The sequence below is a fragment of the Kitasatospora sp. CM 4170 genome, assembly GCF_032110285.1.
Classification (GTDB): Bacteria; Actinomycetota; Actinomycetes; order Streptomycetales; family Streptomycetaceae; genus Kitasatospora; species Kitasatospora aburaviensis.
The window spans coordinates 4,655,950-4,669,460 of record NZ_CP134877.1 but is presented as its reverse complement, the minus strand read 5'-3'; the positions used below and the strand labels follow the sequence as shown (position 1 = coordinate 4,669,460).

The 13,511-nt window shown below is 75.3% G+C and carries 11 protein-coding genes; 7 read left to right on the top strand and 4 right to left on the bottom strand.

Features of this window, described 5'->3' with window-relative positions; translation table 11 throughout:
- Nucleotides 1–94: 94 nt before the first annotated feature.
- A complete protein-coding gene (locus tag RMN57_RS19795; protein WP_313764680.1) occupies nucleotides 95–916 on the bottom strand; it encodes a maleylpyruvate isomerase family mycothiol-dependent enzyme in 822 nt (273 codons plus the stop codon).
- Between the two features lie 172 nt (nucleotides 917–1,088).
- Between RMN57_RS19795 and RMN57_RS19790 the strand changes: the two genes are divergently transcribed.
- From RMN57_RS19790 to RMN57_RS19780, 3 genes are all read left to right on the top strand, one after another.
- The gene (locus RMN57_RS19790) at nucleotides 1,089–1,886 is read left to right on the top strand and encodes a carbon-nitrogen family hydrolase (RefSeq protein WP_313764679.1); all 798 of its coding nucleotides are present in this window, start codon (nucleotides 1,089–1,091) and stop codon (nucleotides 1,884–1,886) included.
- A gap of 197 nt (nucleotides 1,887–2,083) precedes the next feature.
- Nucleotides 2,084–3,214: a GntR family transcriptional regulator gene (locus tag RMN57_RS19785; protein WP_313764678.1), complete on the top strand. Its 1,131-nt coding sequence runs from the start codon at nucleotides 2,084–2,086 to the stop codon at nucleotides 3,212–3,214.
- 111 nt (nucleotides 3,215–3,325) lie between these two features.
- Complete coding sequence (locus tag RMN57_RS19780; RefSeq protein ID WP_313764677.1) at nucleotides 3,326–3,973, top strand: hypothetical protein; 648 nt, start codon at nucleotides 3,326–3,328, stop codon at nucleotides 3,971–3,973.
- A gap of 58 nt (nucleotides 3,974–4,031) precedes the next feature.
- On the opposite strand, the gene RMN57_RS19775 is transcribed toward RMN57_RS19780, so the two are convergent.
- On the bottom strand, nucleotides 4,032–4,817 hold the full coding sequence (locus RMN57_RS19775) for an SLATT domain-containing protein (protein WP_313764676.1): 786 nt from the start codon (nucleotides 4,815–4,817) through the stop codon (nucleotides 4,032–4,034).
- A gap of 457 nt (nucleotides 4,818–5,274) precedes the next feature.
- Here RMN57_RS19775 and purD point away from each other — a divergent pair, with 457 nt between their 5' ends.
- From purD to RMN57_RS19755, 4 genes are all read left to right on the top strand, one after another.
- Complete coding sequence (gene purD, locus RMN57_RS19770) at nucleotides 5,275–6,552, top strand: phosphoribosylamine--glycine ligase (protein WP_313764675.1); 1,278 nt, start codon at nucleotides 5,275–5,277, stop codon at nucleotides 6,550–6,552.
- A gap of 543 nt (nucleotides 6,553–7,095) precedes the next feature.
- Entirely contained in the window at nucleotides 7,096–8,667 is a 1,572-nt protein-coding gene (locus tag RMN57_RS19765; protein ID WP_313764674.1) for a hypothetical protein, read from the top strand.
- A gap of 238 nt (nucleotides 8,668–8,905) precedes the next feature.
- Nucleotides 8,906–10,447, top strand: a complete 1,542-nt coding sequence (locus RMN57_RS19760; protein WP_313764673.1) for a N,N-dimethylformamidase beta subunit family domain-containing protein — start codon at nucleotides 8,906–8,908, stop codon at nucleotides 10,445–10,447.
- A 166-nt stretch (nucleotides 10,448–10,613) separates the two neighbouring features.
- The gene (locus RMN57_RS19755; RefSeq protein ID WP_313764672.1) at nucleotides 10,614–11,513 is read left to right on the top strand and encodes a phosphoribosylaminoimidazolesuccinocarboxamide synthase; all 900 of its coding nucleotides are present in this window, start codon (nucleotides 10,614–10,616) and stop codon (nucleotides 11,511–11,513) included.
- A 30-nt stretch (nucleotides 11,514–11,543) separates the two neighbouring features.
- Here the strand turns inward: RMN57_RS19755 and RMN57_RS19750 are convergent, their stop codons facing one another.
- Complete coding sequence (locus tag RMN57_RS19750; RefSeq protein WP_313764671.1) at nucleotides 11,544–12,164, bottom strand: response regulator transcription factor; 621 nt, start codon at nucleotides 12,162–12,164, stop codon at nucleotides 11,544–11,546.
- A 37-nt stretch (nucleotides 12,165–12,201) separates the two neighbouring features.
- On the bottom strand, nucleotides 12,202–13,425 hold the full coding sequence (locus RMN57_RS19745; RefSeq protein ID WP_313764670.1) for a sensor histidine kinase: 1,224 nt from the start codon (nucleotides 13,423–13,425) through the stop codon (nucleotides 12,202–12,204).
- Nucleotides 13,426–13,511 lie beyond the last annotated feature (86 nt).

Here is a 13,511-nt window from a genome sequence, read left to right as displayed (position 1 = left end):
TGGTGCCAAGCTGACGTACGGGAGCGCGAAGGGTGCCACCCGGCGTGCGGTGGTGTGTGTACGCCGGGTGGGTGACGCAGGGGCCGGCGTGGGGCTACAGCGTGACGGAGAAGTTGGCCAGGATGCGGGAGGCGAGCTCCTGGTCGCCCTCGACGGTGACCGGGCCGGGGCGGCCGCGGCCGCAGGCGAGGCGGACGTAGGTCTCCCAGTCGAGGGTGAGCTGGACGTCGGGGGCGAGGCTGATCGACTCGTCGACCGTGCCGAGGCCGCCCGCGTCCACCCGGACGGTGCGCAGGAACTCCACCGGGCCGGTGACGTCGACGACCAGCGCCGTCCCCGCCGGGGCCCCGGCCCGGTGCGCGACCGCCCTGGGCAGCAGCTCCAGCAGGACGTCCCGGGAGACCAGCGCGGCCGGGGAGTCCAGGTTGCCGGGCGCGTCGAGGGCGCGCCGGAGGTCCTGCTCGTGCACCCAGACGTCGAACGCCCGGCGGCGCAGCAGCTCGTGGTACGGCAGCTCGCGGCTGTGCGGACCGGCGGGCCAGCGGACCTGCTCGGTGGGGGTGTGCTTCGCGTTCCGCAGGGCGCGCGAGCGGCGGATCACCGTGTACTCCAGCTCGCCGACCAGCTCCACCGAGGTGTGGCAGCGGCGCTTGTCGACCGGCAGCTCGATGTAGCGGGCGAACTCGGTGGTGACGTGACGCAGGTCGCGGGGGAGCGAGTGGATCGGGCGCGGGTCGCCGAGCAGCTCCGACTCGATCGCGATGACGTGGGAGACGACGTCCCGGACGGACCAGCCGGGGCACTCGGTGGCCCGGTTCCAGGAGTCCTCCGGGAGGGGGGCCACCAGTTCCGATATCGATTCGATGGACTGCGTCCACGCCTCGGTGTAAGCCTGCACGGTCTGGTTGTCCGTCACGGGAATCTCCGGCCCTCCGTCAGCTGCCTTGCCATGTGCGCCCTGGCTCCGGCACCGGGCGGGTTGCTCGGCTTCCGGGCGCGCACGCTAACCGCACGTTACGCTGCCGGGTGAGAGCAGGGCAGTGCTTTCGGGTGACGATCGTAGGACTCTTGCCGTGGACGGTGGTACTGTGCGCGCTTCATTGATCCAACTCGCGGTCTCCGACACCGAGCCGCCCGCCGAGCGGCGGGCCCGGGCGGCCGCCCTGGTACGTGCCCAGCAGGGCGCCGACCTGGTCGTCCTCCCGGAGCTGTGGCCGTTGGGCGGATTCGCGTACGACCTCTGGTCGGACGGTGCCGAGGCGCTGGACGGGCCGACCTCCGACGCGATGGCGGCGGCCGCCAAGGCGGCCGGGGTCTGGCTGCACGCGGGTTCGATCGTCGAGCGCGACCCCGACGGGCCGATCTACAACACCTCGCTGCTGTTCGCCCCGGACGGCGAGCTGGTGCACACCTACCGCAAGATCCACCGCTTCGGCTTCGACAGCGGCGAGGCGGTGGTGATGGGGGCCGGCCAGGAGATCGTCACCGCCGCCACCGACTTCGGCACGCTGGGCCTGGCCACCTGCTACGACCTGCGGTTCCCGGAGCTGTTCCGGGCACTGCTGGACGCGGGCGCCCAGCTCCTGGTGGTCCCGGCCGCCTGGCCGGCGCGGCGGCGCGAGCACTGGACGCTGCTGGCCCGGGCCCGCGCGGTGGAGGAGCAGGCGTTCGTCCTGGCCTGCAACACGGCGGGGACGCACGGCGGCGTGGAGCAGGCCGGGCACAGCATCGTGGTGGACCCGTGGGGCCGGGTGCTGGCCGAGGCGGGCGACGGCGAGGAGGTGCTGGCGGTCGAGCTCGACCCGGCCGAGGTGGCCAAGGCCCGCGCCGACTTCCCGGTCCACCGGGACCGGCTGCTGGGGATCCCGGCCCCGGTCCAGCGGTGACCCGCGGGGGCGCCCGTCGACGCCCGCTGGCGGCGGCGGGCGCCCGGCGGCCCGCGGTGGCACCCGGGGCCGGGTGACGGGGCTTGCGGCGGTCCGGCGGCATCTTTGAGAAGATGAGCGTTCGTCGTGTTCCCCGCCCTTCACCGGCCGGTCCGCCCCGGGGCCGGTCGTAGAGCCCGCCCGAGGAGGTCGCGCGCATGTCCGGCACCGGCGCAGGCGACACCCGCCCCGTGATCCACCGCAATAGCCTCCGCGAACAGATCGCGGGCGCGCTGCGCGAGGAGATGATGGCCGGCCGGCTGGCGGCCGGGCGCAACTTCACCGTCAAGGAGATCGCCGACCTGTACGGGGTCTCGGCGACGCCGGCCCGCGAGGCGCTGGTCGACCTGGGCGCGCAGGGGCTGCTCCGGACCGAGCACCACCGCGGGTTCACCGTGCCCGAGCTCGGCTGGGACGACTTCCTGGAGATCTTCGAGGCCCGGGTGCTGCTCACGGACAGCTACGTCCGCCAGCTCGCCCTGCGCCCCGAGACCTCGGACACCGACGCCCGGCTGCCCTCGCTGCGGCGGCGGGCGGACGCCGCGGTCCGGGCCGCCCGGGCGGGGAACCTGGACGTGATGGTGGGCTGCGACCGCCGGTTCTGGCAGGAGGTGGCCGGGCTGCTCGGCAACCGCCGGATCGGCGACTACCTGGACTGGCTGCGGGTGCAGTCCTGGATGTTCGCCGCGCCCTACCTGCGCGGGATGCCGAGGCTGGACGGGGTCTGTTGGGACCGCCACCTCGACCTGGTCGACGCGATCGCCGTGCGGGACCTCACGGGTGCGTACCGGATCATCTGCGAGTACAACCTGTTCACCGTCCGGCTGCTGGCGGAGCTGACCGGGCGGCCGCTGGAGTCGGTGGGCGTCCTGCCGCTGCTCACCGCGGGGCTCGGCCCGGCGGAGCCGGCACCGGCCGCCGGGTCGGACGCCGGGCCGGACGGGCCCGCGGCGGACGGCTCCGGGCCGGGGGCGCCCGCCGCGGGCGCCGTCGCGTCCCCGGCCGGGAGTTCCGCCGGTGAGGACACGGACACCGGCGGGAGCGCCGGCGGGAGCGGTGGACCGGCCCGGCCGGAGCCGCCGCACTCCGCCGACGCCACCGCCGGCCGCGCCCGCCTCCGGGACCGCGAGCTGGGCCTGGAACTCGGCCGCGAACTCGGCCTGGGCCTGGGCCTGGTGCCGCAGCCGCGCTCGGTGGCCTTCACCCGCTTCGGCCGCCGGCCGGCCGACCCGCCGTCCGGCCACCTGCCCGAGGGGCGGCCCGATCCGCACCGCGCGCCGGGCCGGTAGGGTGGGCGGTCGTCGTCCCGCGGTTCCCGTACCGACCGTCCGGACCCGACCCGCCCATCCGTCGCCCGCCCCGCGAGCGACCTCCGCCGCCCGGAGAGGAAGAGCCGGCCCATGGCCTGCGACCTCTGGCTCGTCCCGCTCGTGGACGTCCTGAGCCACAGCCCCGAGAACCCCTTCCGGGACGACCTCGCGCTCTACAACACCGCGCTCACCGCCCGCGGACTGCCCGAGGTACCGGTCTTCCAGTACGTGCCGGGGCTGAGCGGGGCGGTCGAGCCGATAGCCGCCTTCGACTACGACTCGCTGCACTTCCTGCGCCGCGCCTACCTGTTGGGGCTGACCGGCCTGGACATCACGCCGGTGGACGCGCTCGGCGGCGACTACGAGCAGCTGCTGGAGATGTTCGAGACCAACGCCGAGCAGTCGCACCTGGTCTGGCACTTCGACCACGCCGGGGCCTACGTGCCGATCGAGTTCGCCGTGCCGCTGGTGGACGACGTGCTGCTCGCCTCGGGCGGCCCGCTCGGCTCCAGCTACGGCCTGCTGCGCGAACTGCAGGCCGTGGCACCGGCGCTGGGCATCGACCCGGTCAACCCGCCGAGCCCGACCCGGCCGCTCGGCCCGACCGGCCTGGAGCAGCCGTTCGGCCCGCCGCTGGACGACCTGCACCCGTTCGCCCGGGAGCGGCACGCCTGGGCGGGCCTGTACGCGGCGGCCACCCGCAGCGTCACCCAGGGCTCGATGATCGTCTTCGCCTGACTGGGGGCCGCCTGCCCGCCCCGGTGGTCCGGCGGCGGGCCCGGCAGCGCCGCCGGCCTCAGCGCAGCGGGCCCTCCGGCGGCCGCTGGCGCGGCATGGTGGGCCTCGCCCCCGGCGGCGGCAGGATCCGCACCTGCGCCCCGCCGACCGTCTCGCTCCGCCCGCCCCAGCTGCCGGCCGCCTGGGTGGGCAGCTGGGTCATCCCGGCGCGGAACTCCAGCATCCACTCCGAGGTCTCGGTGCGGACCATGTCCGAGATGTCCTCGCAGAACCGCCGCAGCACCCCGAGGCAGCGCTCGGCCGCCTCGCCGGCGGTGCCCTCGGTGGGGCCGAGCACCTCGCGCACGCACTCCGACGCCCAGTCGAACTGGAAGGCCTCCAGCCGGCGTTGCAGCGCCTGTGCGGTGGAGACGTCCCGCATCCAGCCGGAGGTCAGCCCGAACACCCGGTCCGCGCCGTAGCAGGCCGCGGCGAGGGCCAGGCCGACGTAGCCCCAGCTGGTGGCGTGGGCGACGGCACCGGTGAGGTCCACCAGTGGGGCGGTGACGCCGCCGACCGCGAAGCCGGCCGCGCCGAACCGCAGCAGGCGGGCCCAGCGGCGCTTCCAGACCCGGTCCCGGCGGTACCAGTCGATCGCCTCCACCGCCCGCTCCTCGGACCAGCGGTAGAGCTCCTCCAGCCGCTCGGCGGGCTCGCCCCAGTCCCCGAGCGGGAACTGTCGGGTGCTCAGATCGGCCCGGCGCCCGGTGGAGGACCGGTGCGCGACGGTCGCGGCGGGCGGGTCCTCCTCGCCGATCTCCTTGCCCCAGGCACTCTCCTCGGGCTGCATTTCCGGCTGGCTCACCTGTGGGGCTCCCTGTGGCGGGCGGACTGCTTGGTCTGGCGGTGCGCCCCCTGACGCGCCATCGGCCTGGCCGGCCGTGGAGCGTCGGGCGACGCGGTCGGACGCGCGACACCCCGGGCAGTGTGGGCACCCGGGGCGGCGCACCGGCCGCGGCCGGCGGTGGTCCAACAGCACTTCTTACCGCCAAATGGCTGACCGTGGGGGCGCTTCGCCAATGATCGTTATCTGATCCGGCCACCGGACGCCGAGGTGAGGGGGGTGCGGCGGCCGACGGGATTTCACCCGTCCGAGCGAGTCCCCGGTGACCCGCCGTTCTGACCCGGACACCCAGGGCATCCGAACCGGGGGCCGGTTTGGAGGAATCTCCTGCTCCGGCAGCGTACGGACGGATTCCGTTGGTGTGTTCCGACGGGACCGGCGGACGGCTCGAACCGGTCAGCGACTACCCTTGCCCTCCGTGAAGGTCCTCGTCATCGGCGGCGGCGCCCGCGAACACGCCCTGTGCCGCTCTCTGTCCCAAGATCCCGCCGTGACCGAGCTGCACTGCGCCCCGGGCAACGCCGGGATCGCGCAGGTGGCGACGGTCCACCCGGTCGACCAGCTGGACGGCGCGGAGGTCACCGCGCTCGCCCGGCGGCTCGGCAGCGAGCTGGTCGTGGTCGGCCCGGAGGCCCCGCTGGTCGCGGGCGTCGCCGACGCCCTGCGCGCGGCCGGCGTCCCCGTCTTCGGCCCGTCCGGCCGGGCCGCTCGGCTGGAGGGCTCCAAGGCGTTCGCCAAGGACGTGATGGCCGCCGCCGGCGTGCCCACCGCCCGTTCCTACGTCTGCTCCACCCCGGCCGAGGCGGCCGAGGCGCTGGACGCCTTCGGCGCCCCGTACGTGGTGAAGGACGACGGTCTGGCGGCCGGCAAGGGCGTCGTGGTCACCTCCGACCGCGAGGCCGCGCTGGCCCACGCCGCCTCCTGCGTGGGGGCACCTCCCGGCCGTCAGGGCCGGGGGAAGGTGGTCGTCGAGGAGTTCCTCGACGGCCCCGAGGTCTCGCTCTTCGCCGTCACCGACGGCACCACCGTCCTCCCGCTCCAGCCCGCCCAGGACTTCAAGCGCGCGCTGGACGGCGACGAGGGTCCCAACACCGGCGGCATGGGCGCGTACTCCCCGCTGCCCTGGGCCCCCGAGGGCCTGGTCGAGGAGGTCCTGGAGACCGTCCTGCAGCCCACCGTGGACGAGCTGCGCCGCCGCGGCACCGAGTTCTCCGGCCTGCTCTACGCCGGCCTGGCGCTGACCTCGCGCGGCACCCGGGTGATCGAGTTCAACGCCCGCTTCGGCGACCCGGAGACCCAGGTCGTGCTGGCCCGGCTGCGCACCCCGCTGGCGGGCGTGCTGCACGCCGCCGCCACCGGCACGCTGGACCAGCTGGAGCCGCTGCGCTGGGACGACGGCGCCGCCGTCACCGTGGTGGTCGCCTCCGAGGGCTACCCGGCCGCGCCGCGCACCGGCGACCCGATCGAGGGCCTGGCCGAGGCCGAGGCCGCGGACGGCACCGCGTACGTGCTGCACGCGGGCACCAGCGCGGACGAGGACGGCCGGGTGCTGAGCGCCGGCGGCCGTGTCCTCTCCGTCACCGCCACCGGGGCCGATCTGGCCGAGGCGCGCGACCGGGCGTACCGCGCGGTGGGCCGGATCTCCCTCAAGGGCGGCCAGCACCGGACCGACATCGCGCTCAAGGCCGCCCAGTAGCAGGTGGGTTAGGCGTTCCGCAGGGCGCTGCTCCAGGTGGGAAACAACCCCCATGGACGCAGCGCCCTGCGGCGTTTCCGGGGGCGGCGGGGTCGGAGCGCCTGCACCGGCCGCCACACCGTTCGGCGGCCGGAATCCAGCCCATCGAGTGACAGCACCCGCATCCGGCTGACGTAACCGGGCGCACGGCCTTATGGTGCGCTGGTCCGCAGCACCACGGGCCGGGTCGTCCGTGGTCGCCGCCGGGTAGCGGCGGTCGCGCGGGGGGATGCTGGACGGCGTCCGGCCGGGTCGACACGCCCGGGTCGCTTCGCGCGGGCCACGACGCGTCGTCCGGAATCCGGGCGCCGTCACCGGGACGAGTGGAAACCGGGAGAACCGGAACACCCGCCCGGAGACGGGCGTCGAAAATGTCAGAAGCGCCACGCAGCATGTACTACCGGGGATCGGACGCCGCCGTTTCCCAGTCGGAACTGATCGTTTCGAGTCGGCTCAGGGCCCGTCGCCGGGCGCCCGAGGACTCCGAAGGGGGTGCCGCACCGTATGGCCGCTGTCGACACCGCGCGCGCTCACGCCCAGGCGGTCCTGCGGGTCCGAGGCCTCGCCCTGGCCGTCGCCGCGCTGCCCGCCGCCGCCGCGGTGGTCCTGCTCGCGGGCCGGATCACCGGTCGGATCGGCGCACCGGGTGCGGCCGACGCCGTGGCCTGGGACGCCGCCCGGTGGGCGGTCTGCGCCGTCGCCGCCGTGACCCTCCTGGTCGCCGGACTGGCCGCCCGGACCTACCGCCGCGCCGTACCGCCGCAGACCCCGGTCGTCCCGCTGGAGCGCGCCGAGGCCCCCGAGCTGTACCGGCTGATCAACGAGCTGGCCGACCGGCTGGACGTGCCCGCGCCCTCCGCGATCGCCCTCACCCCGGACTGCGACAGCTGGCTGGAGGACGTCCCGGCCGCCCCGCCGGTCCGCCGCCACCGCCCGGCCCGCGGCGCGGAGCCGCCCGCCCCGGTGCTGGTGATCGGCTCGCCCTTCCTCTGGTGGATGCGGGCCGGCGAGCTGCGCGCCCTGCTGGCCCCCGTGGTGGCCGGCACCGCGGCCGCCGCCGACCCGGAGATCGCCGCCGCCCGCCGCTTCCTGCGCTCCCTGGACGCCAGCCTGGCCGACGCCCCGCCGCCCGGCCTGGGCGGCGCTCCGGCGCCCCCCGCGCCGCGCACCGCCCGCCGCGGCCCGGCCGCCCTCACCGACCGGATCACCCGCCGGCTGCTCCGCGCCTGCCGCGGGCACTCCGCCGAGCTGGAGCGGGCCGTCGCCGGCCGGGCCTCCGAGCAGGCCAGGGCGGTCGACTACGGGCTGCGGATCGCCGCCCAGGAGCAGGTCGGCCTCGCCTACGCCGGCTGGGACCGGCTGCTCACCCGGGTCGCCCTGCCCGCCTGGCGGCTCGGCCGGCACCCGGCGCACCTCAACGCCGGCGTGGTCGCCGCGCTCACCGAGCTGTCCCGCCGCGACCGGCTGGCCGACGGATACGGCAGCCGGCTCGGCGACCGCCCCGCCTGCGACCTGCTGGAGGAGCCCGGCACCGTCGACGCGGCGGTCTCGCGGCTCGCCGCCGAGCTGTTCTTCGGCCGTCCCGCCTCCGGCGGCTGGCGCGAGCTGGAGTGGTCGGACTACCCGGCCGAGGTGGTGGACGCCGGCTGGCGGGCCCGCGCCGCGGCCCTGCAGTCCGCCCTGGACGGCCCGGCCCCGCAGGCCCGGCCCGGCGCCCCGACGCTGACCCGGCTGCTGGTCCGGCTCGCCGAGGGCGACGGCGAGCAGCTGGCCGCGGCACTGACCGCCCAGCTGGCCCGCACCACGGCCCCCGCGCCGCTGCTGGAACCCGTCCGCACCGGGCGGGACCTGCTGGTCGACCACGTCACCGCGATGGTCTGCTGCGCCGCCGTCGACACCGCCGGGGCCACCCCCGGCCTGGACTGGCTGGACGGCCCCGTGCTGCTGATCGGCGGGGTGCGCCGCACCGACCTGGCCGGCCCGGTCGCCCAGGCCGTCGAGCAGGGCCAGGACGGCCCGCTGCGGGCCTGGCTGGACGCGGCCGGCGTCCGGCTGGAGAAGCCGGTACGGCTCTGACCGGCGGCCGGACCGCACGGTGGGGGAGGGCGCTCGCGCCTGGGTGCGCGCCCCCGGCCGGACCGCCGGCGGCAGGTCTTCGCAGGCCGGGGGCCCTGCCGGGGCGGAGCGGAAGATTCCCCGCCACTAGTTGCTACCGTTGGGTGACGCAGCGCCAGCGCTCTGTGGTGTATTAGACCGCACGCACATCCGGTGGGCACGTGCCATCCGGCGGAGGGTGCACCAGTGGGAGGGGCGCGTGGGGACGGAACTCAACCGCCGATGGGAGTCCGGAACGCACGCGTACAGCGTCTCCGACCCCTTCGGCCAGGGCCCGCTGCCCTGGCTGCGCAGTCCGGACCAGTACCTGGCGGGTGCCGGGGGCGCCGTCCCCTGGTACGTCTCCGTCGACGCCCCGGGGCAGCGGCCGCTGACCGCGGGTGCCAGGCCCAAGCCGTCGGTCGGCACCCCGCAGGGCGCCAACGACGTGGTGCAGCAGATCAAGGGCTTCGCCTCGGCCGGGGTGGTCCGCCCCGGCGGCTCGGTGGACTTCCGGGTCACCGTCAACCCGCCCCGCGAGTTCACCGTCGACGTCTTCCGGATCGGCCACTACGGCGGCGACGGCGCCCACCACATGACCTCCAGCCCGCTGATCGCCGGCATGCTCCAGCCGGCCCCGCTGGTGGCCGGCCGGACCGTCTCCTGCCACCACTGGTGGCACACCTGGCGGCTGCAGATCCCCACCCACTGGCGCCCCGGCGCCTACGTCGCCGTGCTGACCACCGGCGACATGCTGCACCGCAGCCACATCCCCTTCACGGTCCGGGACTTCGAGGACCGGATGCACGCCGCCGAACTGCTCCTGGTGCTGCCGGACGTGACCTGGCAGGCGTACAACCTCTTCCCCGAGGACGGCCGCAGCGGCGCCAGCCTCTACCACGCCTGGGACGACGCGGGCCGGCTGGTCGGCGAGCCGGAGGCGGCCGTCACCGTCTCCTTCGACCGCCCGCACGCGACCGCCGGGCTGCCGCTTCACGTCGGCCACGCCTACGACTTCATCCGCTGGGCCGAGCGCTACGGCTACGACCTCTCCTACGCCACCGCCACCGACCTGCACGCCGGCCTGGTCGACGCCTCCCGGCACCGGGCGCTGGTCTTCCCCGGCCACGACGAGTACTGGTCCGAACCGATGCGCCGGGCCGCCGAGCGGGCCCGCGACGGTGGCACCTCACTGGTCTTCCTCTCGGCCAACACCATGTACTGGCGGGTCGAGTTGTCCGCCGCCGCCTCCGGCGAGCCCAACCGGCTGCTCAACTGCCGCAAGCGGCAGAAGGTCCCGGCCGGCAGCCCGGCGGCCGGCGCGCCCGGCGCCGCCAGCGCGCTCTGGCGGGACGCGGGCGAGCCCGAGCAGCACCTGCTCGGGCTGCAGTACTCGGGCCGGGTCGCGGCACCCGTCCCGCTGGTCGCGCGGCACACCGCGCACTGGCTCTGGGCCGGCACCGGCCTCCAGGAGGGCGACGAGCTGCCCGGCCTGGTCGCCGGCGAGGCCGACCGCTACTACCCCCGGGTGGCCCTGCCCGAGCACACCGAGCGGGTGCTGCTCGCGCACTCGCCGTACCGGGACCTCGCCGGCCGCACCCGCTTCCAGGAGACCTCGCTCTACCGGGCGCCGAGCGGCGCGTACGTCTTCGCCTCCGGGACTTTCGCCTGGTCGCCGGCGCTGGACCGGCCAGGGCTCACCGACGAGCGGATCCAGCGGGCCACCGCCAATCTGCTGGACCACCTCTGCAAGAACGGCTGATGGCGGACCACCCCGGCGGGAGCGGCCGGTGCGGGAGCGGCCGGTGCGACAGCGGCCGACCCGCCCCGGTCCGGCCGGCACCGGCGTCCATGACAGACTCGGGACACTGACCTCCCCTTTCGCGCCGCCCCACGCCCGCGAACGACCCCTGAGGACTGAGACGACCGTGAGTGGATTTGTCACCAAGCCCGAGCCCGTTCAGGTACCCGGCCTGGTCCACCTGCACACCGGCAAGGTGCGCGACCTCTACCGCACCGGGTCGGGCGACCTGGTGATGGTCGCCAGCGACCGCACCTCCGCCCACGACTGGGTGCTCCCGAACGAGATCCCCGACAAGGGCCGGATCCTCACCCAGCTCTCGCTGTGGTGGTTCGAGCGGATCGCCGACATCGTTCCCAACCACGTGGTCTCCACCGAGGTCCCGGCCGGTGCACCCGCCGACTGGAAGGGCCGCACCCTGGTCTGCCGCAGCCTGGAGATGATCCCGGTCGAGGCCGTCGCCCGCGGCTACCTGGCCGGCTCCGGCCTCACCGAGTACGAGGAGAGCCGCACGGTCTGCGGCATCGCCCTGCCCGAGGGCCTGGAGAACAGCTCCGAGCTGCCCGCCCCGATCTACACCCCGGCGCTCAAGGCCGAGGTCGGCGAGCACGACGAGAACGTCACCTACGAGGAGACCGCCCGCCGGATCGGCGCCGAGCTCGCCAACCGGCTGCGCCGCACCACCCTGGACGTCTACGCCCGGGCCCGTGACATCGCCCGCGAGCGCGGCATCATCCTGGCCGACACCAAGTTCGAGTTCGGCCTGCTGGACGGTGAGCTGGTGATCGGCGACGAGGTGCTCACCCCGGACTCCTCCCGGTACTGGCCGGCCGACCTGTGGCAGCCGGGCCGCTCGCAGCCGTCCTTCGACAAGCAGCTGATCCGCGACTGGCTGGTCTCCCCGGCCTCCGGCTGGGACCGCTACAGCGAGGAGCCGCCGCCGGCGCTGCCCGCCGAGATCGTCGAGCAGACCCGGGCCAAGTACATCGAGGTCTACGAGCGGCTGACCGGCACCACCTGGGCCTGACCCCGGCCCCGCCCGCGGGCGCGGCGGATCTCAGATCCAGCCGTGCTCGCGGGCGATCCGCACCGCCGCGTGGCGGTTCTCGGCGCCCAGCTTGCCGGCGGCCGAGGAGAGGTAGTTGCGGACGGTGCCCTGGGAGAGCGACGCGCGCTCGGCGATCTCGGCGATCGAGGTGCCGTCGGCGGCCAGCTCCAGCACGTCCGTCTCGCGCGGGGTCAGCGGCGTCTCGCCCGCGCTGATCGCGTCCGCCGCCAGCTCGGGGTCGACGTAGCGGCCTCCCGCGCGCACGGTCCGGATGATCCCGGCGAGGTCGGCCGCCGAGACGGTCTTCGGCAGGAAGCCGCGGATGCCGACCTCCAGCGCCCGCTTCAGGTAGCCCGGGCGGCCGTGACCGGTGACGATCATGCAGCGGCAGTCCGGCAGCAGCCGGCGCAGTTGCGACGCCACCTCGATGCCGTCCAGCCCCGGCATCTGCAGGTCCAGCACGGCGATGTCCGGGAGGTGCGCCTGCGCCATCGCCAGCGCCTCCGGGCCGGAGGCGGCCTGGGCGACCACGGTGATGTCCTCCTCCAGCGAGAGCAGCGCGGCCAGCGCCCCCCTGATCAGGTGCTCGTCGTCGGCGAGCAGGACGCGCACGGGGGCGGTGTCGGTCATCGGGCGGGCCTTCCTGCGGGGCGGGCGGCGGAGCGGGTCAGAGCGGGACGGTCGCGAGCAGCCGGAACCGGCCCGGCCCGGCGTCCGGGACGGTCAGCTCGCCGTCGTGGGCGGCGAGCCGCTCGCGCAGCCCGCGCAGCCCGGTGCCGCTGCCCTGGGAGGGGATCGGCACGGCGGGCACCCCGTCATTCTCCAGCTCCAGCACCGCCCGGTCGCCCGCCCGGGAGAGCCGGATCGCGCAGTGGTCCGCCTCGCTGTGCCGCAGCACGTTGGTGGTGGCCTCGCGGATCACCCAGCCCAGCACGGACTGCACCGGCAGCGGCAGCCGGTCGGCGTCCTCGCCGAGGTCGATCACGCAGTCCACGTCGGCCGAGCGGAGCACCGCCCGGGCTCCGATCGCCTCGGCGTGCAGTCCGGCCGTGCGGTAGCCGCGCACCACGTCCCGGACCTCGCGCTGGGACTCCTGGGCGATCTTCTGCACCTCGGCCATCTGCTCGGCGGCCTCCGGGCGGCCGCGCCGGGCCAGCTGGACGGCGAGCTCGCTCTTCAGGGCGATGGTGGTGAGGTTGCGGCCCATCACGTCGTGCAGGTCGCGGGAGAAGCGCAGCCGCTCCTCGGCGACCGCCAGCCGGGCCTGCGCCTCGCGGGCCGCGTCCAGCTCCCAGACCACCGACTGCAGCCAGGCGAAGCTGCGGCAGCTGCAGCCGACGAAGGTCATGACGATCGCGGTGAAGGTGAGCGCCCCGCAGGCGGCGACCGGATTGATGCCCACCAGGAACATGGGCGGCGCGGCGGCCAGCAGCCCGGCCAGCCCGGCCGGGGCCGACCAGCGCGGCGGCAGCCCGACGGCGACCGGACCGAAGGCCGAGAACAGGATGGTGCTCGTGTAGGCGGCGCTGAACGGCAGCGGGTCCGCCCCCGTGTCGCCCCGTGGTCCGAGCAGCAGGACGGCCCAGCAGCCGGCCACCGCGACGCCGCTGTTCAGGGCGAGCCAGCGCAGGTGGTCGGAGGGCCGCTTGAGGTAGTGGTCCAGCGAGGTGCGGTAGGCACGCAGGGTGGTGAGGGTCAGGAGGAGGCCGATCACCAGCGCGACCCGGGCGGCGTCCCCGTAGCCCTCGTTCTCCGCGGTGGAGGTGTTGCTCAGCAGGCTGATCGGCAGCGGGGCGAGCGCCATCAGGTAGAGCGACCAGCGGAGGTAGAGCTCGGAGCGCTGCGGCTTGCTGTAGCCCCGCCACTTGCGCACCGGATTCACGACGCCCATCTGTTCCGCTCCCCGTCCGTTCATGATCGTGCTGCTGTCTTCCTATCAGAGGTCGGATCAGAGGCCGGATCAGAGGCCGGACGGGG